Origin of the sequence: Bradyrhizobium sp. SZCCHNR1017 (assembly GCF_032381375.1) — a bacterium.
Taxonomy (GTDB): Bacteria; Pseudomonadota; Alphaproteobacteria; order Rhizobiales; family Xanthobacteraceae; genus Bradyrhizobium.
The window spans coordinates 58791-81536 of record NZ_JAUHIR010000015.1; the positions used below are offsets into that span (position 1 = coordinate 58791).

21 protein-coding genes are annotated in these 22746 nt (G+C 65.5%); 12 read left to right on the plus strand and 9 right to left on the minus strand.

The genetic code is table 11. From position 1 onward, the window contains the following. Window positions 1–55 precede the first annotated feature (55 nt). The 4 genes from QW863_RS28725 to mobA all read right to left on the minus strand — a co-directional run bounded on the left by QW863_RS28725 (window position 56) and on the right by mobA (window position 3736). Window positions 56–1027, minus strand: a complete 972-nt coding sequence (locus tag QW863_RS28725) for a tripartite tricarboxylate transporter substrate binding protein (RefSeq protein ID WP_315717974.1) — start codon at window positions 1025–1027, stop codon at window positions 56–58. A gap of 83 nt (window positions 1028–1110) precedes the next feature. Beyond that, complete coding sequence (locus QW863_RS28730; RefSeq protein WP_315717975.1) at window positions 1111–2322, minus strand: ABC transporter substrate-binding protein; 1212 nt, start codon at window positions 2320–2322, stop codon at window positions 1111–1113. A gap of 184 nt (window positions 2323–2506) precedes the next feature. Then, window positions 2507–3097, minus strand: a complete 591-nt coding sequence (locus tag QW863_RS28735) for a cation transporter (protein WP_315717976.1) — start codon at window positions 3095–3097, stop codon at window positions 2507–2509. Between the two features lie 9 nt (window positions 3098–3106). After that, the gene (mobA, locus tag QW863_RS28740) at window positions 3107–3736 is read right to left on the minus strand and encodes a molybdenum cofactor guanylyltransferase MobA (protein ID WP_315717977.1); all 630 of its coding nucleotides are present in this window, start codon (window positions 3734–3736) and stop codon (window positions 3107–3109) included. A 240-nt stretch (window positions 3737–3976) separates the two neighbouring features. Here mobA and mobB point away from each other — a divergent pair, with 240 nt between their 5' ends. From mobB to QW863_RS28755, 3 genes are all read left to right on the plus strand, one after another. Then, on the plus strand, window positions 3977–4510 hold the full coding sequence (gene mobB / locus QW863_RS28745) for a molybdopterin-guanine dinucleotide biosynthesis protein B (protein WP_315717978.1): 534 nt from the start codon (window positions 3977–3979) through the stop codon (window positions 4508–4510). Window positions 4511–4616: 106 nt separating this feature from the next. Beyond that, entirely contained in the window at window positions 4617–4877 is a 261-nt protein-coding gene (locus tag QW863_RS28750) for a sulfurtransferase TusA family protein (protein ID WP_315717979.1), read from the plus strand. Between the two features lie 699 nt (window positions 4878–5576). Continuing rightward, window positions 5577–7232, plus strand: coding sequence for an OFA family MFS transporter (locus QW863_RS28755; RefSeq protein WP_315717981.1), 1656 nt, complete (start codon window positions 5577–5579; stop codon window positions 7230–7232). Here QW863_RS28755 and QW863_RS28760 read toward each other — a convergent pair. Together QW863_RS28760 and QW863_RS28765 are read right to left on the minus strand one after the other, a co-directional pair. Further along, the gene (locus QW863_RS28760) at window positions 7219–7521 is read right to left on the minus strand and encodes a hypothetical protein (protein WP_315717982.1); all 303 of its coding nucleotides are present in this window, start codon (window positions 7519–7521) and stop codon (window positions 7219–7221) included. The genes QW863_RS28755 and QW863_RS28760 overlap by 14 nt on opposite strands. A 78-nt stretch (window positions 7522–7599) precedes the next feature. Next, window positions 7600–8052 carry a hypothetical protein gene (locus QW863_RS28765; protein ID WP_315717983.1) on the minus strand — a complete coding sequence of 151 codons (453 nt, stop codon included), beginning with the start codon at window positions 8050–8052 and terminating at the stop codon, window positions 7600–7602. Between the two features lie 440 nt (window positions 8053–8492). Here QW863_RS28765 and QW863_RS28770 point away from each other — a divergent pair, with 440 nt between their 5' ends. The 6 genes from QW863_RS28770 to QW863_RS28795 all read left to right on the plus strand — a co-directional run bounded on the left by QW863_RS28770 (window position 8493) and on the right by QW863_RS28795 (window position 16686). Next, window positions 8493–8582: a K(+)-transporting ATPase subunit F gene (locus QW863_RS28770; protein ID WP_042340291.1), complete on the plus strand. Its 90-nt coding sequence runs from the start codon at window positions 8493–8495 to the stop codon at window positions 8580–8582. A 34-nt stretch (window positions 8583–8616) separates the two neighbouring features. Then, a complete protein-coding gene (gene kdpA, locus QW863_RS28775; protein ID WP_315717984.1) occupies window positions 8617–10320 on the plus strand; it encodes a potassium-transporting ATPase subunit KdpA in 1704 nt (567 codons plus the stop codon). Between the two features lie 16 nt (window positions 10321–10336). Further along, window positions 10337–12454, plus strand: a complete 2118-nt coding sequence (gene kdpB, locus QW863_RS28780; protein WP_315717985.1) for a potassium-transporting ATPase subunit KdpB — start codon at window positions 10337–10339, stop codon at window positions 12452–12454. Window positions 12455–12609: 155 nt separating this feature from the next. After that, on the plus strand, window positions 12610–13215 hold the full coding sequence (locus QW863_RS28785) for a K(+)-transporting ATPase subunit C (protein WP_315717986.1): 606 nt from the start codon (window positions 12610–12612) through the stop codon (window positions 13213–13215). A gap of 67 nt (window positions 13216–13282) precedes the next feature. Beyond that, the gene (locus QW863_RS28790) at window positions 13283–16000 is read left to right on the plus strand and encodes a sensor histidine kinase KdpD (protein WP_315717987.1); all 2718 of its coding nucleotides are present in this window, start codon (window positions 13283–13285) and stop codon (window positions 15998–16000) included. Next, complete coding sequence (locus tag QW863_RS28795; RefSeq protein ID WP_315717988.1) at window positions 15997–16686, plus strand: response regulator transcription factor; 690 nt, start codon at window positions 15997–15999, stop codon at window positions 16684–16686. Before QW863_RS28790 ends, QW863_RS28795 begins: the two co-directional genes overlap by 4 nt. 394 nt (window positions 16687–17080) lie before the next feature. Here the strand turns inward: QW863_RS28795 and QW863_RS28800 are convergent, their stop codons facing one another. Beyond that, the gene (locus QW863_RS28800) at window positions 17081–17296 is read right to left on the minus strand and encodes a hypothetical protein (RefSeq protein WP_315717989.1); all 216 of its coding nucleotides are present in this window, start codon (window positions 17294–17296) and stop codon (window positions 17081–17083) included. 14 nt (window positions 17297–17310) lie between these two features. On the opposite strand from QW863_RS28800, the gene QW863_RS28805 reads away from it, so the two are divergent. Together QW863_RS28805 and QW863_RS28810 are read left to right on the plus strand one after the other, a co-directional pair. Then, a complete protein-coding gene (locus QW863_RS28805; protein WP_315717991.1) occupies window positions 17311–17490 on the plus strand; it encodes a hypothetical protein in 180 nt (59 codons plus the stop codon). 183 nt (window positions 17491–17673) lie between these two features. Then, window positions 17674–17952, plus strand: a complete 279-nt coding sequence (locus QW863_RS28810) for a DUF6496 domain-containing protein (protein ID WP_315717993.1) — start codon at window positions 17674–17676, stop codon at window positions 17950–17952. Window positions 17953–18189: 237 nt separating this feature from the next. Here QW863_RS28810 and QW863_RS28815 read toward each other — a convergent pair whose 3' ends face one another. Next, entirely contained in the window at window positions 18190–19071 is an 882-nt protein-coding gene (locus QW863_RS28815; RefSeq protein WP_315717994.1) for a Ku protein, read from the minus strand. A 640-nt stretch (window positions 19072–19711) separates the two neighbouring features. Between QW863_RS28815 and ligD the strand changes: the two genes are divergently transcribed. Continuing rightward, window positions 19712–22402: a DNA ligase D gene (gene ligD / locus QW863_RS28820; RefSeq protein ID WP_315717995.1), complete on the plus strand. Its 2691-nt coding sequence runs from the start codon at window positions 19712–19714 to the stop codon at window positions 22400–22402. A 95-nt stretch (window positions 22403–22497) separates the two neighbouring features. Here ligD and QW863_RS28825 read toward each other — a convergent pair whose 3' ends face one another. Further along, entirely contained in the window at window positions 22498–22662 is a 165-nt protein-coding gene (locus QW863_RS28825) for a DUF3309 family protein (RefSeq protein ID WP_006614022.1), read from the minus strand. Window positions 22663–22746 lie beyond the last annotated feature (84 nt).

Sequence of the window (22746 nt, forward strand, 5' to 3'; positions counted from 1 at the left end):
CCGATTGTTTTGGCGCGCTTCCGTCGACGCCGGTCTGTCCCGGCGCGCCGCGACGCTAGTCCACCGAAACCCCGGCGAATTCCACCACCTTGCGCCACTTCTCGGTCTCGTCGACGACCAGCTTGCCGAACTCTGCCGGTGTCATCGCGCGCGGGATGCCGCCGGTCTCGGTGAGACGCGCCACCAGCTTGGGGTCCTTCAGCGCCTCGCCGACCGCCTTGTTGAGGATCTCGACGATGTCGGGCGGCGTGCCCTTGGGCGCCGAAATGCCGTAGAAGCCGACCGATTCGTAGCCCGGCACGGTCTCGGCGATCGCGGGCACGTCCGGCACCGTCGGCCAGCGCTGCGGCGAGGTGACGCCGAGCGCGCGGACGCTGCCGCCGCGCGACTGTTCCAGCGCCGTCGGGAGGTTGTCGAAAATCAACTGCACCTTGTTGGAGATGATGTCGGGAAAGGCCAGCGCCGAGCCGCGATAGGGCACGTGCAGCATGTCGCATTTGGTCATCGCCTTGAACAGCTCGGCCGCCATGTGCACCGAGGTGCCGTTGCCGGAGGACGCGAAGGCGATCTTGCCCGGGTTGCCCTTGCAGTAGTCGATGAACTCCTTGACGGTCTTGGCCGGTACGTCGTTGCTCACCACCAGCATGTTGGTGAGCTGCATGATGCTGGCGACCGGCACGGTGTCACGGATGAAGTCATAGGGCAGCTTCTTGTAGAGCGAGGTGCTGATCGCGTTGTTGGGCGCGACGAACAGCAGCGTATAGCCGTCGGGCGGCGAGTTGATCGCGGCGGCGGCCGCGATATTGCCGCCCGAGCCGGTGCGGTTCTCGACCACGACCTGCTGGCCCAGGTGGTCGGACAGCCACTGCGCCATGATGCGGGCGACGATGTCGACGGGCCCGCCGGGGGCGAAGCCGATCAGCCAGCGGATGGGACGGTCCGGATAGGCGGCGAGCGCCGGTCCCGGTTTGGCGGCGAGTCCCGCCGCGACGATCAACCCGAACAGCAGCGCGCGCGCCAGCTTCATGCTCGTCTTCCCCCATTGATTGTTGTCGTTCAGCTCGCATGCGGCGGCCCGGTCGCCCCGGCCGCCGATCGTTCAGTGCGCCGTCACTTCTTGATCAGCGGGCACGCCGGATCCGGCGGGCCGAACGCGTCATCGCCTTTGATGGTCGCGAGGATCTTGTAGTAGTCCCAGGGATATTTGCTCTCCTCCGGCGATTTGACCTGCGCCAGCACGAGATCATGCACCATCAGATTGTCGGCTCGCAGCTTGCCGTTGCGGGCGAAGAAGTCCTCGACCGGCGTGTCCCGCATCTTCGCGGCGACCGCGAGGGGATCGTCGCTGCCCGCCGCCTTGATGGCGTTGAGATAGTGCATGACGGCGGAATAGACGCCGGCCTGCCACATCGTCGGCATCCGGTTCATCTTGGCGAAATAGCGCTTCGACCATTCGCGCGTCTTGTCGTCCATGTCCCAGTAGAACGAGGTGGTGAGCAGGAGCCCCTGCGCCGCCGGAAGGCCGAGCGAATGGATGTCGGTGACCAGCGCGAGCAGCGCCGCCATCTGCTGGCCTCCCTTGAGCAGGCCGAACTCGGATGCGGTCTTGATCTCGTTCATGTTGTTGGGCGGGCCGGCGGCGATGCCGATGATCTTGGCCTTGGAGGCCTGCGCCTGCAGGATGAAGGACGACAGATCGGGCGTCGCGAATGGCGGCCGCACCGCGCCCACGACCTTGCCGCCATTGGCGATGACGACGCTGGAGGCGTCGCGCTCAAGCGAATGGCCGAAGGCGTAGTCGTCGGTGATGAAGAACCAGCTGTCGCCGCCGCGCTTGACGACCTCCTTCGCCGTGCCGGTGGCGAGTGCGCGGGTGTCGAACACCCATTGCATCGCGTAGGGCGAGCAGAACTTGCCGTGAAAATCGGCGGCACCGGTCGACTGGGTGATGAACAGCTTCTTCTTCTCGGTGGCGATGGTCTGCACGGCGAGGCCCACCGCGGAGACCGGCACGTCGACGATGAGATCGACCTGCTCGGTGTCGTACCAGCGGCGCGCGATCGCGGCGCCGATGTCGGGCTTGAGCTGATGATCGCCGACGATGACGCTGATCGGCTTGTCCAGCACCTTGCCGCCGAAATCATCGACCGCCATCTGCGCCGCGGTGACGGAGCCTTGTCCGGTCGGCGTCGAGGCCGGGCCGTTCATGTCGCTGAGCACGCCGATCTTGACGACGTTGTCGGAGATCTCGGCCTGCGCGGCGGTCGTGACCAGCAGCGCGGCTGCGGCCCACGCCGCCCGCTTCAAACAGCTGAGTTGCAATCAGTCCTCCACCGGTAGCGGCGTGACGCCGTTGTTTGTTCCGGCTCTGCCGGCCGGTCCGCCTATCTGCAATCAATCCAGGGCGGCCGTCAATCATGCCGGACGGCGGAGCGGTGGAGCGATCCCGTGCGCTGCAATGCCGCAAGCAGTGAGGTCGTCGCGCGCGCGCAGGATTCTCGGCCGTTCAGGCCTTGGCGGTCTTTTGCTCTTCGTGCGCAGCCTCCCACACCTCGCGCGCGGCGTCCGCATTCATGAGCGCGATACCGACGCCCACGATCAGGTCGGGCCAGATCGAGGGCCACACAAAGGCGGTCACGAGACCGACCGCGATGATCGCGATGTTGGCGAAGGCGTCGTTGCGTGCGGACAGGAAGGCGGCGCGGGTGAGGCTGCCCTGGTGGTCCCTGACCCGCGCCAGGATCAACGCGCAGCCGAGATTGACGATCAGCGCGCCGAGGCCGGTCACGGTGAGCGGCAGCGGTGCGGGTACGATCGGCGTGAAGAACTTCTCGCCGGCGGTCCACAGTCCGGCGACCGCCGGCGCCAGCAGGATCAGCGCCAGCACCTTGCCGAGCAGCGCCCGCCGCGGCGCGCTCCAGCGCAGCGCCAGCGCAATCAGGATGTTGACCGAGGCATCCTCCAGAAAGTCGACGCTGTCGGCGAACAGCGACACCGAGCCGATCGCCAGCGCCACGGCGAACTCGATGCCGAAATATCCGAGATTGAGCGCGGCAACGGCAAGCACGGCGCGGCGAACGATGGTTGTCGCGTCCATCAGGCGTCCTCAATCCTCGAGAGCTGCGAGCCGCTCCGCCTCGGCGAGGTCGACTGCGGTATTGGCATTGAAGAACGGATCCAGCGGCACCGTCGGCCAGCTCACGGTCGCGACCTTGTAGCGCGCCGTGAAGCGGGTGACCTTCCGGATGTCCTCCGCGACCAGGGCGTGCCGGAGATCCTCGCGCAGCCCGACCGGCCACAGTCCGATCACCGGGTGGATCTGTCCGCCGGACGCCGCCAACGCCAGCTTGGCCTGCTCGGCCGCCCGCGCTGTCGCCAGCCGCGCGACGAGATCACGCGGCAGGAATGGGCAGTCGCCGGCGGCGCTCAGCATCCACCGGGCCTCCGGCATGTGCGCCGCAACCCAGTCGAGGCCGGCGAGAATGCCGGCGAGCGGGCCCGGGAAGCCTGCGACGCCATCCGGAACGACGGGCAGACCGTTGCCTGCGAACCGCGCGGGGTCGCCATTGGCGTTGAGGATCAGTCGGCTGCACTGCGGCGCCAGCCGCGCGATCACGCGCTCGAGGATGGTGCGGCCGTCGACCATGCGCAATGGCTTGTCGCCGCCGCCCATCCGCTGCGCGCGACCGCCGGCGAGCAGCACGCCGGGGATCGAAGTCGAGGTCATGGCTGTCATCGCGGGTTCGTTACCACGACTGCTGCCAGGGCGTCAGTGTTGCGCCGCGCGCGATCCACCCATTTGCGCCTGCCCGGCGGCCATGCCGGCATGGCCCTCCCACGGCCCTTGCCTGGTCCATGGGGCTGCTGGCATGACATCGCCAAGAGTGGACGTGGCGTTCCACGGGGCCTTCGGGCCATCGATCGATCCCGCGCTCCTGGCTGTGCGAAAAACGCCGGGGCCTTTCTGGAGACCGCGATGAAAGTCATCGGCCTCGCCGGCTGGAGCGGCGCCGGCAAGACCACGCTGCTGACGCGGCTGATTCCTCATCTCAGGGGGCAGGGACTGCGCGTCTCGGTGATCAAGCACGCCCATCACAAGTTCGACGTCGACGTCCCGGGTAAGGATTCGTGGCGGCATCGCGAGGCCGGGGCCGAGGAGGTCCTCGTCGCGTCGGGCACGCGCTGGGCGCTGATGCACGAGCTGCGCGGCGCAAGGGAGCCGGCACTCGCGGAGCTTCTGGCGAAATTGTCTCCCGTCGATCTGGTCGTCATCGAAGGGTACAAGGCCGGGCCGCATCGGCGCATCGAGGTGCATCGCACGGCCAATGGCAAGCCGCTGCTGTTTCCCGACGATCCAGGCATTGTCGGGCTCGCCAGCGACGGCGATGTCGAGACGGCGTTGCCGCGCGTTCATCTCGACGACATCCCGGCGATCGCGGCGCTCGTCCAACATCTGGCGACGCCGCGGGCGGACGTTCTCGCGCTGTGCGACAAACCTGGTGTTCCGTGATGGAACTCGCTCGAGCTCGCACTCATCGCTTCTGGCATCCCAGGAACCCTGCTCCGAGTTCCATAGGATGGTGCCGCCCCGGTTGACGTGCCGGAACCGCTTCTCCATGGTCGCCCGCATGATGACGAGGCTGGATCTGACGGGCCTGAAGTGCCCATTGCCGGTGCTGAAGACCCGGAAGGCGCTGCAGACGCTCAAGGCGGGAGAGCGGCTCGAAGTGTGCTGTACCGACCCGCTTGCTGTGATCGACATCCCGAATCTGGTCCGGGAGACCGGAGATCGGGTCGAGAGCGTCGATCGCACCGAGCGCGGCATCCTATTTCGGATCGAGAAGGCCGCGGAATCGGCCGGATCCGTGCGGCGGTGAACATCCTCTGCTGCGGGTTGCTCGAACTACGTAGTTCGCGCGCGGTCTTGGTCGGACTGTCAAGAGATCGCGCTGCTTCCTATCGTCGCAGCGGCGCCAACCCGAGCTCACAACAATGCCGCGTTCTCAGTCCAGGCTTGCGACGCTGTTGCAAGGCAAGGACAAGTTGTTCTTCTTCACGTTTCCGCGAGCGCGTGCATGCTGATGGTCGGCCCATCTTATTAGTTGATTTCATCAGGTATGGTCGTGACGCGTCGAGAAAGTAATCGAGAGCAACATGACTACAGCCGGGAGTGGCGGTCGCGTTGGTTGCACGTGAATTTGTGTGTGTGCTAGCAACACATTCGCGCTGCAGTGCGATCAATCCACCAAGATTGACCGATTATTACCATTTTACTATCGACAATTTGCCTCGGTTCTGCACCAATTGGGGCGCTTCCGCGGAGGTTGCGGGGGGCGAGTCATGCCCGCTGGGGAGCGGGCCAGGCAGAACAGCGGCACAAGAAGCGGCACAAGAATGGTGAGGGCATAACGTCTCGGGTGGGGTGTTATGCGCATCGAGGCAGTGATGAGCGTTTGTGCGTTGCGAGACTGCTCTGGTACGCGATAGCGGGCGGGGTGAGTGGGCGTATTGATTCTGATCAAGGGGACAGAACATGACGTTGTTGCGTTGGACGAGAGTCCGTAGGGGAGGGATGCATGGCTACCATTGAAAGCGCGGGCACGCTCCCGGGCGCGCAGGCGGGGATCTTCGATCGTGAGCACACGGTCGCCAAGGCGGGGTTCAACCGCTGGCTGGTTCCTCCGGCTGCGCTGTGCATCCATCTCTGCATCGGCATGGCCTATGGCTTCTCGGTGTTCTGGCTGCCGTTGTCGCGCGCGATCGGCGTGACCAAGACCCAGGCCTGCCCGGACATGACCCTGGTGCAGGAGCTGTTCACGACGACCTGCGACTGGAAGGTCGCGAGCCTCGGCTGGATGTACACCCTGTTCTTCGTGCTGCTGGGCGGCTCCGCTGCCGTCTGGGGCGGCTGGCTCGAGCGGGCCGGACCGCGCAAGGCGGGTGCCGTCGCGGCCTGCTGCTGGGGCGGTGGCCTCCTGATCGCGGCGCTCGGCATCTATGTTCACCAGCTCTGGATGATGTGGCTCGGTGCCGGCGTCATCGGCGGCATCGGCCTCGGCCTCGGCTACATCTCGCCGGTGTCGACCCTGGTGAAATGGTTCCCGGACCGGCGCGGCATGGCGACCGGCATGGCCATCATGGGCTTCGGCGGCGGCGCGATGATCGGTGCTCCGCTCGCCAACCTGCTGATGAACTACTTCAAGACCCCGACCTCGGTGGGTGTCTGGGAGACTTTCGTCACGATGGGCGTGATCTACTTCGTCTTCATGATGATCGGTGCCTTTGCCTATCGCGTCGCTCCGGTGGGCTGGCAGCCCGAAGGCTGGACGCCGCCTGCGGTCAAGAAGGCAATGATCTCGGAGCACCATGTGCACCTCGACAACGCGCACAAGACTCCGCAGTTCTGGCTGGTCTGGTGGGTGCTCTGCTTGAACGTGTCGGCCGGTATCGGCGTGATCGGCATGGCCTCGCCGATGCTGCAGGAGATCTTCGCCGGCAAGCTGATCGGTTTGCCCGACGTCAGCTTCAACCAGCTCGACGCCGGCCAGAAGGCCGCGATCGCGGGCATCGCGGCAGGCTTTGCCGGCCTGTTGTCGTTGTTCAACATCGGCGGCCGCTTCTTCTGGGCGTCGCTGTCGGACCACATCGGCCGCAAGAACACCTATTACTGCTTCTTCCTGATCGGCATCGTGCTCTATGCGCTGGCGCCGACCTTCGCAGCGATGGGTTCGAAGCTGTTGTTCGTGGCGGCCTTCGCCATCATCCTCTCGATGTATGGCGGCGGCTTCGCGACGGTGCCTGCCTATCTGGCCGACCTGTTCGGCACCCAGTTCGTGGGCGCCATCCACGGCCGTCTGCTGACGGCCTGGGCGACGGCCGGCATCATCGGTCCGGTGGTCGTCAACTACATCCGCGAGTTCCAGCTTGCCGCCGGCGTGCCGCGCGACCAGCTGTACAACACGACGATGTATATTCTCTGCGCCATGCTGCTCGCCGGCCTGATCTGCAACTTCTTGATCAAGCCCGTCGATGACAAGTGGAACATGAGCGCGGACGAAGTCGCGAAGTACCAGGCGGAGCTCGCCAAGAACGAGTCGGCGATCCAGCACGGGTCGTTCGGCATCGGCAAGGGCGGTCTCGACGTCAAGGCCGCCCTGTTCTGGGCCTTTGTCGGCGTGCCGCTGGCATGGGGTGTCTGGAAGACGTTGGAAAGCGCGGTCAAGATCTTCTGACCGATCGGCGATGAGACAAGCGGGGCGGCCGGATCGGCCGCCCCTTTTTTTGCGGCGCAGAGGCTTGGTTTCCGGACGACTGGATCAGCGCCATCGTCGCGCAAAAGAGCGCGGTGTAGCCGATCATCTCGTCCCAATGGTTCAGGCCCGCGGCGAACACGCCCTTGCGGCGCAGCACCGCAAGCATGGCACACAGGATCATGGTCATCCAGAGCAGGGCGGCGAGGCTGCGACCGAAGCCGATGCGGCCGAACGTGGCGAACAGGATGAGGATTGCTAGTCGCAGCACAACTCGCAGCAGGACCCTGGCCGCCGGACGCTCAGCGGGCTTGTCGGTGGAGATCAGCGTCGAGCAGGTAACACCGGCTCAGAAGTTGTCGCAGCAGAGCAGGTCGGCAAGCCCCGGTTCGGCCTGGACGCCGCGCCTTGCGTCAGTCTGCGAGACGCCGGGCTCGAGACGGCGGGCCTCGGCGGCTGCGTGGAGAATGGCGAGGGCGAGATCGGCGTGGCGGGCTTCGACACAATGATCGAGCCAGTCCGGCAATTCGCGTTGTTGCGACAATGCGCAGTGCCATTCGCCGTCATCATAGGCGATGCGCCGGAGCTGCCATCGTGGCAATTGCAGCGCGACCAGCTCCAGCGCGGCATCGATCCGCGCGTCGGTCTCCAGCAATCGTGCGATCCGCAGCCGGCGTCGCCCTCGCGCCGACAACGGTGAGACGCCCTCGTCTTCGCCAAGCAGGGCCGTCAGCATCGCCGTCGTGGTCTGCGCGAGTTGTACCCGCTCGGGCACATCCGGTCGTGTCGTCAAGGCAGCCATGCCGGCCTCCCGTCGTCAGTGAGCGATGGCCCGATGGGCCTTGATCGGCAATGTGGTCGACGGCGGCGTAGGAATGCGAGAGGGGCGAAGGCGGGAAGAAATAGCCGGCGCATAAAGACGCCTCGGCGGCATGGCCGGTTCATATGCGGCTGCGGCCGCGCGGTTCTGCCGGGGGGCGGGAGAACGCCGCGGTCTTTATGAGATTCCTATAACTCTGTCGGCAGTGCTGTCTCGAAAACCTATGAGGTCGGATGCCATCTGTCCGCGATGGAACGGACCGTGGCCGCAGCGGCGCTCCCGGCCGCTCCAAGCGTTGCGCGTCTTTCGCGCGCATGAGGAGCACACCATGCTGGACATCCTGATGCTGGCGCTGGCCGCCGGCTTGTTCGCCCTGGCGATCGGCTACACCTACGCCTGCGAGCGGCTCTAGGAGACGAGCCATGATCTTCGACTATTCGCTCGCCGGCGCGGTATCGCTCGGCCTTCTGATCTACCTCACCTACGCGCTGTTGCGGCCTGAGCGGTTCTGACCGCCACCGTCGCACCTTCAAGGACAACATCCCCATGACTGTGATCGGCTGGATCCAGATCCTGCTCTACTGCGCCGTCATCGTCGCGCTCGCCAAGCCGCTCGGCTGGTACATGACGCGCGTCTTCAATGGCGAGCGCACCTTCCTGTCGCCGGTGCTGCGGCCGGTCGAGTCCGCAATCTACTGGATCGGCGGCGTCGACGAGCGCCGCGAGCAGCATTGGCTGACCTACACGGTCGCGATGCTGCTGTTCCATGTCGGCGGCTTCCTGATCATCTACGGCGTGATGCGCTTGCAGGCCGTGCTGCCGTTCAATCCCGCGGGACAGTCCGCGGTCGCCGAGGATCTCTCCTTCAACACCGCGATCAGCTTCCTGACCAACACCAATTGGCAGAACTACGGCGGCGAGAGCGCGCTCTCCTATCTCGTGCAGATGCTCGGGCTCACGCACCAGAACTTCCTGTCGGCCGCGACCGGCATCGTGCTCGCGATCGCGCTGATCCGCGGCTTCTCGCGCGCCTCGGCGCGGACCGTCGGCAATTTCTGGGTCGACGTCGTCCGCTGCACGCTCTATGTGCTGCTGCCGCTCTGCATCGTCTACACGCTGTTCCTGGTCTGGCAGGGCATCCCGCAGACGCTCGGGCCCTATGTCGAGGCCACGACGCTGGAAGGGGCGAAGCAGACCATCGCGGTCGGCCCGGTGGCTTCGCAGGTCGCGATCAAGATGCTCGGCACCAATGGCGGCGGCTTCTTCAATGCTAACGCCGCGCATCCGTTCGAGAACCCGAACGCGCTGTCGAACTTCATCCAGATGCTCTCGATCTTCGCGCTCGGTGCCGCGCTGACCAACGTGTTCGGCCGCATGGTCGGCAACCAGCGCCAGGGCTGGGCGCTCCTCGCCGTGATGGGCGTCCTGTTCATCGCCGGCGTCGCCATCACCTACGGGGCCGAGGCCAACGGTACGACCACGTTGAACGCGCTGGGACTGACGGGCGGCAACATGGAAGGCAAGGAGGTCCGCTTCGGCATCGTCGCGTCGTCACTGTTCGCCGTGATCACGACGGCCGCCTCCTGCGGCGCGGTCAATGCCATGCATGACAGCTTCACCGCGCTTGGCGGCATGATCCCGCTGATCAACATGCAGCTCGGCGAGATCATCATAGGCGGCGTCGGCGCCGGGCTCTACGGCATACTGCTGTTCGTCGTGCTCGCGATCTTCGTCGCCGGCCTGATGGTCGGGCGCACGCCGGAATATGTCGGCAAGAAGATCGAGGCGCGCGAGGTCAAGATGGCGATGCTGGCGATCCTGGTGCTGCCGCTGATGTATCTCGGCTGGACCGCGGTCGCGGTGGTGCTGCCCTCGGCCGTCGCGTCGATGGCCAATGCCGGTCCGCACGGCTTCACCGAGGTGCTCTATGCCTATACCTCGGCGACCGCCAACAACGGCTCGGCCTTCGGCGGCCTCACCGGCAACACCTTCTTCTACAACCTCACGCTCGCGTCCTCGATGTTCGTCGGCCGCTTCTTCATGATCATTCCGGCGATGGCGATCGCGGGCTCGCTCGCCGGGAAGAAGTCGATCCCGCCCTCGGCCGGCACGTTCCCGACCACGGGCGGCCTGTTCGTCGGCCTCGTGGTCGGCGTCATCCTGATCATCGGCGGCCTCACCTTCTTCCCGGCTCTCGCCCTCGGTCCGATCGTCGAGCATCTCGCGATGGCCGCCGGCACCGTGTTCTGATCTCGGAGCAACCTCCATGGACACCATGAAACTGCAGAAGCGCTCGTCGATGTCGACGATGCTCGACCCGAAGATCGTGCTGCCGGCCATCAAGGCCGCGGTTGTCAAGCTCGACCCGCGGCTGATGATCAGAAACCCGGTGATGTTCGTGGTCGAGGTCGTCGCCGCGCTCACCACGGTGATCTTCCTCCGCGACGTCGTGACCGGCGGAGCGAATCTCGGCTTCACCTTCCAGATCATTCTCTGGCTGTGGTTCACCGTGCTGTTCGCCAATTTCGCCGAAGCCGTCGCCGAAGGCCGAGGCAAGGCGCAGGCGGATTCGCTGCGCAAGACGCGCACCGAGAGCCAGGCCAAGCTGCTGACGGGCACGAACCCGGCCGATCACACCTACAAGCTCGTGCCCGGCACCAGCCTGAAGGTCGGCGATCTCGTGCTGGTCGAGGCCGGCGACACCATCCCTTCCGACGGCGAGGTGATCGAGGGTGTCGCCTCGGTCAACGAGGCCGCCATCACCGGCGAATCCGCGCCCGTCATCCGCGAATCCGGCGGCGACCGCTCGGCGGTGACCGGCGGCACGCAGGTGCTGTCGGACTGGATCCGCGTCAGGATCACGGCCGCGCAAGGCTCGACCTTCATCGACCGCATGATCAAGCTGGTCGAGGGCGCGGAGCGGCAGAAGACGCCGAACGAGATCGCGCTCAACATCCTGCTCGCCGGCCTCACCATCATCTTCGTGTTCGCGACGGTGACGATCCCGAGCTACGCGGCCTATGCCGGCGGCTCGATCTCGGTGGTGGTGCTGGTGGCGCTGTTCGTGACCTTGATCCCGACCACGATCGGCGCGCTGCTGTCGGCGATCGGCATCGCCGGCATGGACCGCCTGGTGCGCTTCAACGTGCTGGCGATGTCGGGCCGCGCGGTCGAGGCCGCTGGCGACGTCGATACGCTCCTGCTCGACAAGACCGGCACCATCACGCTCGGCAATCGCCAGGCGACTGCATTCCGTCCCGTCAAGGGCGTGAGCGAGCAGGAGCTCGCCGACGCGGCGCAGCTCGCATCGCTCGCCGACGAGACACCGGAGGGCCGCTCGATCGTGGTGCTGGCGAAGGACAAATACGGCATCCGCGGCCGCGACATGGCCGAGCTCGGCGCCACCTTCGTGCCGTTCACGGCGCAGACCCGCATGAGCGGCGTCGATGCCGGCGGCTCCTCGGTGCGCAAGGGTGCGGTCGACGCCATCCTCAACTCCATCGGCGGCGGCCCGACCCAGCCCGTCTCCGGCAGCACGGTGCGCGCGGTCCAGCCGGTCGAGAGCGAGCTTGTCCGCGAGATCCGTGCCATCTCCGACGACATCGCCAAATCCGGCGGCACGCCGCTCGCGGTCGCCAGGGACGGGCGCCTGCTCGGCGTCGTCCAGCTCAAGGACATCGTCAAGGGCGGCATCCGCGAACGCTTCGCCGAGCTGCGTCGGATGGGCATCCGCACCATCATGATCACCGGCGACAACCCGATGACCGCGGCGGCGATTGCCGCCGAAGCCGGCGTCGATGATTTCCTGGCGCAGGCGACGCCTGAGGACAAGCTCAAGCTCATCCGCGACGAGCAGGCCAAGGGCAAGCTGGTGGCGATGTGCGGCGACGGCACCAACGATGCGCCGGCGCTGGCGCAGGCCGATGTCGGCGTTGCCATGAACACCGGCACGCAGGCCGCGCGCGAAGCCGGCAACATGGTCGATCTCGACTCCAATCCGACCAAACTGATCGAGGTGGTCGAGATCGGCAAGCAGCTCTTGATGACGCGCGGCGCGCTGACGACGTTCTCGATCGCCAACGACGTCGCCAAATATTTCGCGATCATCCCGGCGATGTTCCTGGCGTTCTACCCGCAGCTCAACGTGCTGAACGTCATGAACCTGGCGAGCCCGCAGAGCGCGATCCTGTCGGCGATCATCTTCAACGCGCTCGTCATCATCGCGCTGATCCCGCTGGCGCTGAAGGGCGTCGCCTACCGCGCCATCGGCGCCGGCGCGCTGCTCGGCCGCAACCTGATGATCTACGGGCTGGGCGGCATCATCATCCCCTTCATCGGCATCAAGGCGATCGACCTGATCGTGACCGCCTTGCACCTGGCTTGACAACCACAAACCCCGTCATCGCGAGCGAAGCGACTTGTCCGCCATAGCCCGAAGGGCGACGGCGGAAGCAATCCAGGACTGTCTCCGCCCTCACGACGCTGGATTGCTTCGTCGCTTCGCTCCTCGCAATGACGGGAGAGACACAGGAGATTCACATGCTCAAAGAAATCCGTCCCGCCATCTTGGTCCTGCTCGCGCTGACCCTGATCACCGGGCTGCTCTACCCGCTCGCCATGACCGTCGTCGCCGGTACCATCTTTCCGGCGCAGGCCGAGGGCAGCCTGATCACACGCAACGGCAAGGTGATCGGATCGGCGCTGATCGGTCAGGAGTTCAAGGACGACAAATATTTCCACGGCCGTCCGTCGGCGACCTCGGCCGCCGATCCGAACGACTCCACCAAGACGGTTTCTGCGCCCTACAACGCCGCCAACTCGTCCGGCTCCAATCTCGGCCCGACCAGCAAGGCGCTGGCCGACCGCGTCAAGGAGGACGTCGACAAGCTCAAGGCGGAGAATCCCGCGCAGGCCGTGCCGGTCGATCTGGTGACGACCTCGGCGAGCGGGCTCGATCCGGACATCTCGCCGGAGGCGGCGCTGTTCCAGGTGCCGCGGGTGGCCAAGGCACGCGGCTTGCCGGAGGCGAGCGTCCAGGCCGTGATCGCGCGGCAGACCCAGGGCCGTCTGCTCGGACTGCTCGGCGAACCCCGCGTTAACGTGCTTGCGCTCAACCTGGCACTCGATGCTGCCAAACCGCAATGACGCCTTGAAGGTCTTCGCTTTGAAGGTCTTGGCCTTGGCGCCGAGGTCCCTCCGTCTATAATGCCGCATGGCCAGTCAACGCCGCGATCCTGACCAACGTCCCTCGCCGGAAGCCCTGCTCGAAGCGGCCCGGCGGGAGGACAGTCCTGCCGGCAAGCTCAAGATCTTCGTCGGCGCCGCCCCCGGTGTCGGCAAGACCTATGAGATGCTGTCGAGCGCGCATGCCAAGCTGAGGGCCGGCGTCGACGTCGTGATCGGCTTCGTCGAGACGCATGGCCGCGCCGAGACCGAGGCGCTGGTGCGCGGCCTGGAGGTCGTCCCGCGCAAACGTATTTCCTACAAGGACCAAATCGTCGAGGAGATGGATCTGGATGCCGTGATCGCGCGCCGCCCCAAGCTCGCGATCGTCGACGAGCTCGCGCACACCAATGCCGCCGGCAGCCGCCACCCCAAGCGCTATCTCGACGTCGAGGAGCTGCTGTCGCACGGCATCGATGTCTACACCGCGGTCAACGTCCAGCACATCGAGAGCCTCAACGACGTCGTCGCCCAGATCACCCATGTGCGCGTGCGCGAGACCGTCCCGGACTCGATCCTCGACCGCGCCGACGCCATCGAACTGATCGACCTCACGCCCGACGATCTGATCCAGCGACTGAAGGAGGGCAAGGTTTATGTGCCCAAGCAGGCGGAGCGGGCGCTGGAGCATTATTTCTCGCCCGGCAACCTGACCGCGCTGCGCGAGCTCGCGCTGCGCCGGACGGCCGAGCGCGTCGACGAGCAACTGCTCACCCACATGCAAGCCAATGCCATCGCCGGCCCCTGGGCAGCCGGCGAGCGCATCCTCGTCTGCGTGTCGGAGGACCCGCGGGCGACAGGGCTGGTGCGCTACACCAAGCGGCTCGCCGACCGTGTCCACGCGCCGTGGACCGCCGTTACCATCGAGACCCGGCGCAACCTGCAGCTCACGGACAAGCAGCGCGACCGGCTCGCCGATACGCTGCGGCTGGCCGAGACCCTCGGCGGCGAGGCGCTGACGATTCCGGGCGTCGGCCGGCGTATCGCGGATGACCTCATCAACTTCGCGCAGGCCAACAACGTCACCCAGATCATCATCGGCAAGTCGAGCCGCTCGCGCCTGTTCGAGATCATCAGGGGCTCCGTGGTCCACGACCTCGTCAGGGGCGCCGGCAACATCAGCATCCACGTCATCGCCGGCGAGGAGGCGCCGGACACCACGAGCAGCTCGGTCCAGACGCGAGCGCGCAGCGAGCCGCTGCAGCCGAAGCCCTATCTGAAGGCGCTGCTGATCACGGCTGTCGGCCTTGGCCTCGCCGAGCTGATCCAGCCCGTTTTCGGCATCGAGAACGTCGATCTGGTGTTCCTCACGGCCGTGGTCGGCGTCGCCGCACGCTACGGCCTGTGGCCGTCACTGCTGGCGAGCCTCGCCGCCTCGCTCTGCTACAACTTCTTCTTCCTTCCGCCGCTGTATACGTTCACGATCACCGATCCGACCAACATCGGCGCGTTCTTCTTCTTCATGCTGATCGCGATCCTGGTGTCCAACGTCGCCGCGCGCGTTCGCGTTCAGGCTGACGCCGCCACCCACCGCGTCCGGACCACCGAGCAGCTCTATGCCTTCAGCCGCAAGCTTGCGGGCACCGCGACCCTCGATGACGTGCTGTGGGCCACGGCCTATCAGGCGGCGTTGATGCTGAAGGTACGGGTCGTGCTGCTGCTGCCGCAGGACGGCAAGCTCACGGTCATGACCGGCTACCCGCCGGAGGATCAGCTCGACGACGCCGACCTCGCCGCCGCGAGCTGGGCCTGGAGCAACGACCGCGCCGCCGGCCGCGGCTCCGACACGCTGCCGGGCGCCAAGCGGCTGTTCCTGCCGATGCGCACCGGGCGCGGCTCGATCGGCGTCATCGGCATTGATGACGATCGCACCGGGCCGCTGCTGACGCCGGACCAGCGCCGGCTGCTCGATGCCCTGGTCGACCAGGGCGCGCTCGCGATCGAGCGCGTGCTGCTGGTCGAGGACATGGACAAGGTCAAGCGCACCATGGAGCAGGACCGGCTGCGCTCGGCGCTGCTCACCTCGATCTCGCACGATCTGAAGACGCCACTCGCCTCCGTGCTCGGCGCGGCCTCGACGATGCGCGATCTCGCGGCCCGGCTGTCCGACAAGGAGAAGCTCGACCTGCTCGCCACCGTCATCGACGAATCCGAACGGCTCAACCGCTTCATCGCCAATCTCCTGGACATGACCAGGCTGGAATCGGGCGCAATCGTGCCGAACGCCGCGCGCCACGACGTCGGCGAGATCGTCGGCAGCGCGCTGCGGCGCGCGAGCAAGATCCTCGCCGGTCATCATGTCTCGCTCGAGCTGGCCCCCGATCTGCCGATGGTCGAGGTCGACGCGGTGCTGTTCGAGCAGGTGCTGTTCAATCTGCTCGACAACGCCGCCAAATATGCGCCTCCCGAGACCTCGATCGCGATCCGCGCGGCCCGCGACAACAACTGGGTCATGCTCGAGATCCGTGACGAAGGCGACGGCATTCCCGCCGCGGAGGTCGAGCACGTGTTCGACAAGTTCTATCGCGTGCAGAAGGGCGACCAGGTGCGGCCCGGCACCGGTCTGGGGCTCGCGATCTCGCGCGGCTTCATCGAGGCGATGCATGGCCGCATCTTCGCCGGCAACCGCACCGATCGGCCCGGCGCGGTCCTCACCATCCGCCTGCCCGTGCCGGCGCAGGCCAGACCGCTGGATACGGCCGCATGACCGGCGCTCCGATCAAGGTGCTCGTGATCGACGACGAGCCGCCGATCCGCAAGCTGCTGCGGATGGGCCTGACCACGCAGGGCTACGAGATTCTCGAAGCCTCGAACGGCAGGATCGCGCTGGAGCTGTTGGGCCAGGAGCCGGCGCTGATCATTCTCGACCTTGGCCTGCCCGACGTCGACGGGCTCGAGCTGCTGCGAACCATCCGTGGCCGCAACGAGGCCGTGCCGGTCGTGGTGCTGTCCAGCCGCGGCGACGAGGCGGGCAAGGTCCAGGCGCTCGATCTCGGCGCCGACGACTACATCACCAAGCCGTTCGGCATGGATGAGCTGCTGGCGCGGCTGCGCGCGGCGTTGCGGCATCAGTTGCAGGTGCAGGGCGAGCGTCCGGTGTTCCGCACCGGCGATCTCTCCGTCGATCTCGTCCGCCGCATCGTCAAGGTCGGCGACCGCGAGATCAAGCTGTCGCCCAAGGAGTACGATCTGCTCCGCGTCCTGGTGCAGCACGCCGGCAAGGTGCTGACGCACCGCTTCCTGCTCAAGGAGCTGTGGGACGAATTGACCGACGCGCAATATCTGCGCGTCTATGTGCGTCAGCTCAGGCAGAAGATCGAGGCCGATCCCGAGCGCCCGCAATTCGTATTGACCGAGACCGGCATCGGCTATCGGCTGCGCGCGCCGGACTGAGCTTTGGCCGTATCGGCCGACTGGTCCTGTGTGTCAGGGGCGTTGGCATCGCCATTCGATGGGCGAGCTTGCGTGTCCCGCGGGCGGCATCAGCTCGTTTCGTTATATTTTCGAGCAATTTTGACCAGCCGGTCATCTCGCGCTGCGGCACAGTACGTCCGCAGGCGCCCGTTCTCCGGATCAACGGATGATCGAGACCGCGGTCGTGCCACCTCATCGGCGCAGCTGATCGTGCGTTTGCATGCACGACGGTGTAAACACGGGACGTGCCATGTCTCGGCTTGTCAGAACACGATCTGAATTTGGGGGGGGGCGAGGCTGCCGACTGCGGCGCAGAGATTGTCATCGGCGATACTGGGAAGAGCATCATGCCCGAAATTCATCTCAATCAAGGTCAGCCCGACGCGTTGCGGTGCCGCTTCGGCATGAAGGCCGGCCTATGTCCCGGTGAGGGGTTCTGCGCGTTCGATCTTTCAGCCTGCAGGGACTGTTCGAGATCGCAGCACAAGATCCAGACCTTGACGGGTTCGGAAGACCCGATGAGATCAAAGATATTGCACACCTGGATTTCGTTTGCCGTTCGTCCATCGACGTCGTTCTTGGCTCCCATCAGTGAGGTCGGTCATGGAAGAATACATTCATCTGCAGAACCTCATCCTGTTCAGGAAACGTCTCGCTGAATTCAACGATGAGTCCAAGCGGACGGTGCTCCTGAAATTGCTGACTGAGGAAGAGGCCAGGGACGCATCATTCGGACCGTCGCCTTGTCCAGTTGCGCCTCATGCAGCGGATCAGAACGTCTGATTGGCTTCTCGGTCTATCCGTCATCGAAACGATGAGCGCGAAGCTGCATTGGAATCTCGATATATCGACGGGCTTCGATTCCCGCGATCGTGAAAGCATGGGTGGAGGTATGCGGCATCAGCTTGCGCTTTGGAACTTTCGTCTCGCCGACGCGGTTTACGTGTCGCAATCGGGAGGATGTTCATGGCACGACAATACTCGCGCAAGGCATCGGCCAAGGTCGGCCGGGCCATGAAGAAGCGCAAGGCCGGCACGCTGCGCAGCGGCGGTTCCGGTCGCAAGGTCAAGAGCCGCAAGCAGGCCATCGCGATCGGCCTGTCGGAGGCGCGCCGCGAAGGCAAGAAGGTGCCGCCGAAGAAGAGTGCGAAGTCTTCGGCGAAGAAGACGGCCAAGAAGGCGAGCAAGAAGAGCACGAAGAAGACTACCAAGAAAACGACGACGAAGAAGTCGAAGAAGAGCTGACGAGGCGATCATTCGGGCTACGATCATCGCGCACGCCATGACCCGCAGCCGTCGCAAAATTCTCCGCTGTCGTCCCGGCGAACGCCGGGACCCATAACCCCAGGGAGATGTTATTGCGCGGGATGTGGGACAAGTCTTGTCTTACAACACCCGCCGCGGAGTATGGGTCCCGGCGTTCGCCGGGACGACGGCGGTGGGTGTGGAGGCCGCTTGCGCCACGCAGGCAGCTGCTGGCTTTCACCCCGCCTTCCTCTGCCGCGCCGCCGACCGATGCGCCTTCTTCGCCGGGCGTCGATGCGTGCGCGTCCGCCGCGACGCCGCACGAGCTGTCTTTTTTCGGCTCTTGCCGTTCAGGCTCTGCTTCAGCGCATCCATCAGGCTGACGACGTTGTCGGGCCGCTCCGCCGGCTCTGGCAGCTTGATCGGCTTGCCCGAGGCCTTGCGCTTCACCAGCGCCTTCAGCGCGGTCTCGTACTGATCCTTGAACTCCGAGGGGTCGAAATGGGCTGCCTTGGTCTGCAAGATGTGGCCGGCCAGCTCGACCATGTCCTTGCTGATCTTCGGCGCCTTGATGTCGTCGAAGAACTCGGCTTCGTCGCGCAGCTCATAGGGAAAGCGCAGCGTGGTGCCGAGCATGCCCTTGCCCATCGGCTCGATGGCGATGACGTGCTCACGGTTGGTCAGCACGATCCGCGCCAGCGCCACGCGCTCCTGGTCCTTCATGGCGTCGCGGATGACCGCGAAGGCGTCGAGCGCCGCCTTGCCGTCGGGGGCGATGTAGTAGGGGTGGTTGAGATAGCGCTGGTCGATCTCGTCGCGCGGCACGAAGCTGTCGATGTCGATCGTATGGTTGCTCTCGATCTGGACCGCCTCCAGCTCCTCCGGCTCGATCTCGACATACTGTCCCTTGGCGAGTTCATAGCCGCGGCCCTTCTGGTCGCCCTCGACGATGTCGCCGGTCTCGGCGTCCACCATCTGCTGCTTGAGCCGGTTGCCGGTCTCGCGGTTGATCAGATGGAAGCGCGTCTTCTCGACCGACGTCGACGCCGGATAGAGCACGACGGGGCAGCTGACGAGCGAGAGTTTGAGCGAGCCTTTCCAGTAGGCGCGGGGGGCCATCGTGGTCTCCTTGGACAATCCGGACGAGGCTGCAACGGGCAAGCATCGGTGTGGGTTCCATGAGCCCGGCGAAGGTCGCTTCGGGAAAAAATAATTCGCTTGACGACTTCGTAAAATCAGCATTATGGTCCGGCCCGTTCCGTTGCGTCGGAGGGGACGTATCGCGGTCGTCACGGACGTCGGCAGCGGAATGCGATGGGTATGTCGGATTGCAGCGTGATTCAGTCGCGCCGACGAACAATCCGGCATGCACGGTCAAGTCGCGCGGTCCTGATACCCCGATGCTGGTATCCAGCGCAATGCGCGCAGGCGCATTGTCGTGACACGGTGGCCAACAAGCCCGGCGCACCGGGGAGAACGCGAAGCAGCCGTTAAAGCCGTCGCGCAGGGAGGGCCGGGATGTCTCGGCTGCACCTGTGGTACCTGCCGCCTGCATTTCTTTCTGCAGGCGGGCCATGGGGGCGGCGAGCTCCCGGCCTTCCCTGCGCCCTCTCGACTGGCAGAGGGCGGACGCCAGCACAGCCTGGGCCCTCCATGAGCCGCGGGAACGCGGAACTTTGCCCGAAGTTATCCTGCCGATGCGGCCGGTTCCACGAGTTCGCCGGCTTTGCTACGCTACCACTCAACGCGAGGGATCACCGTGGCGCTCGGGAAGCTTTCCACCTATCGCAAGAAGCGCGATTTCGACAAGACGGCGGAGCCGTCCGGCGACGCCAAGGTCGCGCGTACGGCGCGGCCGCGCTTCGTCATCCAGAAGCATGACGCAACGCGCCTGCACTACGACCTGCGGCTCGAATTCGACGGCGTCTTCAAGTCGTGGGCCGTCACCAAGGGGCCGTCGCTCGATCCGCACGACAAGCGACTTGCGGTCGAGGTCGAGGATCATCCGCTCGACTACGGCGATTTCGAAGGTACGATCCCGGAAGGCGAGTATGGCGGCGGCACCGTCATGCTGTGGGACCGCGGCTATTGGGACAGCGAGGACCCGGAGCGCGGGTTCAAGAAGGGCGATCTCAAATTCACTCTCGAGGGCGAAAAGCTGCATGGCAGCTGGGTGCTGGTGCGGATGCGCCACGATCGCACCGGCGGCAAGCGGACCAATTGGCTGCTGATCAAGCATCGCGACGAGTTTGCCCGGGAAGGCGAGGCCAACGATATCCTGGATGCCGACAAGTCGGTCGCCTCGGGCCGCACGATGGAGCAGATCGCGGCCGGCAAGGGCAAGGCGCCGAAGCCGTTCATGCTCGCCAAGACGCAGCGCATGAACGCGGATGCGGTGTGGCACTCCAACCGCAGTGACAGCGAAACCAAGCCGACTACGAAGGCCTCATCACCGAAAGCGAGGGCCGCGAAGGCAAACGGCACCAAGGCCCGCGTTGCGCCGAAGACGGTATCGTCGCTGCCCGACTTCGTGCCGCCCGAGCTTTGCACGTCGGTCGCGCAACCGCCGAGCGGCGAGGGCTGGGCGCACGAGATCAAGTTCGACGGCTACCGCGTCCAGATCCGGGTCGAGAACGGCGAGGCGACCTTGAAGACCCGCAAGGGCCTGGACTGGACCGCCAAGTTCGGCGCGATTGCGCAGGAGGCCGCGAAGCTGCCGGATGCGATCATCGACGGCGAGATCGTCGCGCTCGACAAGGACGGTAATCCGAATTTCTCCGCCCTGCAGGCGGCGATCTCAGCGGGCGAAACCGACGAGCTGATCTTCTTCGCCTTCGACCTGATGTTCGCCGAGGAGTTCGACCTGCGCCGCCAGCCGTTGCGCGAGCGCAAGGCGCGGCTGGCGAAGCTGCTGAAGGCGCATATCAAGGGCAAGACACCGCGGATCCGCTACGTCGAGCATTTCGAGAGCGACGGCGAAGCCGTGCTGGAGTCGGCGCGCAAGCTGAACCTCGAAGGAATCGTCTCGAAGAAGTTGGACTCGGCCTATCATTCGGGACGGACGGAGAGCTGGACCAAAGCCAAGACCAGGCCCGGCCACGAGGTCGTCATCGGTGGCTGGAAGACGACCAACGGCAAATTCCGATCGTTGATGGTCGGCGTCAACAAGGACGATCATCTCGCTTATGTCGGGATCGTCGGCACCGGCTTCGGCCAGGACACGGTGAAGGAGATCATGCCGGCGCTGAAGGCGGCGGCATCCGACAAGAGCCCGTTCAGCGGCAAGAACGCGCCGCGCAAGACGCGTGACGTGCATTGGCTCAAGCCCGAGCTGGTCGCCGAGATCGAGTTTGCCGGCTTCACCGGCGACGGCAATGTCAGGCAGGCCTCGTTCAAGGGACTGCGCGAGGACAAGCCGGCCCGCGAGGTCGTTGCCGAGGCGCCGGTGGTGACGACGAAGGTTGCCAGGCCGGTGGCGCGGGCCGCCGCGAGCGTCGCGACCGTCGGCACCACGCTGCACAAGACGCCGTCACGCACGAAGGGCTCGGCGACTGTGATGGGCGTTGCGATCTCCAAGCCCGAAAAGGCGCTGTGGCCGGACGCCGGCGACGGCGAGCCCGTCACCAAGCTTGATCTTGCGACCTATCTGGAAGCCGTCGGCAACTGGATGATCGGGCATCTGAGGGGGCGGCCGTGCTCGATCGTGCGTGCGCCTGATGGCATCGGTGGCGAAAAATTCTTCCAGCGGCACGGCATGCAGGGCATGTCGGACCTGCTGGAGCTGGTCAAGGTCTCGGGCGACCGCAAACCGTATCTGCAGATCGACCGCGTCGAGGGATTGATCGCGGTGGCCCAGGTCGCCGCCGTCGAGCTGCATCCATGGAATTGCGCGCCGGACGCCTATGACGTCCCGGGTCGGCTGGTGTTCGATCTCGATCCGGCGCCGAACGTCGCGTTCGAGGAGGTGATCGCGGCCGCCAAGGAGATGCGCCAGCGCTTGAAGAGCCTCGGACTCGAGAGCTTCTGCAAGACCACGGGCGGCAAGGGTCTGCATGTGGTGACGCCGTTGCTGCACGGCGCGCGCGACAAGGTGAGCTGGCCCGAAGCGAAGGCGTTTGCACAGGGCGTGTGCCAATGGATGGCGAACGACCGCCCGGAGCAGTACCTGCTCAACATGTCGAAGAAGCTGCGCAAAGGGAAGATCTTCCTCGACTATCTGCGCAACGACCGGATGTCGACGGCGGTCGCCGTGCTGTCGCCGCGCGCTCGCGAAGGCGCCACCGTGTCGATGCCGCTGACCTGGGCGCAGGTGAAGAACGGGCTCGAACCCAAGCGCTACACGGTCCGAACCGCGCCGGCGCTGTTGCCCAAGACCAAGGCGTGGGAGGGCTATGACGACGCGGCCGGAGCGATCAAGCCGGCGATGAGGAAGCTCGCGAACGAAGTGTAAGGGATGCGATGCGGGGGCGCAATCAAGGCCAGGCCGACGTGGCGCGGCCACGTCGGCCCGAGCTGATCAGTTGGATGGCTATGAGATCGATCGGATCAGATGCGTCCGAGCAGGACGAGAATCAGCACGATGACGATGATCAGGCCGAGGCCGCCGCCGCCGTAGTAGCCGGTGCCGTAGAACGGACCGCCGCCGATGCCGGAAAAGCCGCCGAGCAGGGCGATGATGAGAATGATGAGGATGATAGTTCCGATGGACATGTGCTTCCCTCCAGTGCCCGGCAGCGGGGCGACAACGTGCTCTGCCTTCGCCGAGGAAACTGGTTGGAACTTCGAAAGTTCCGC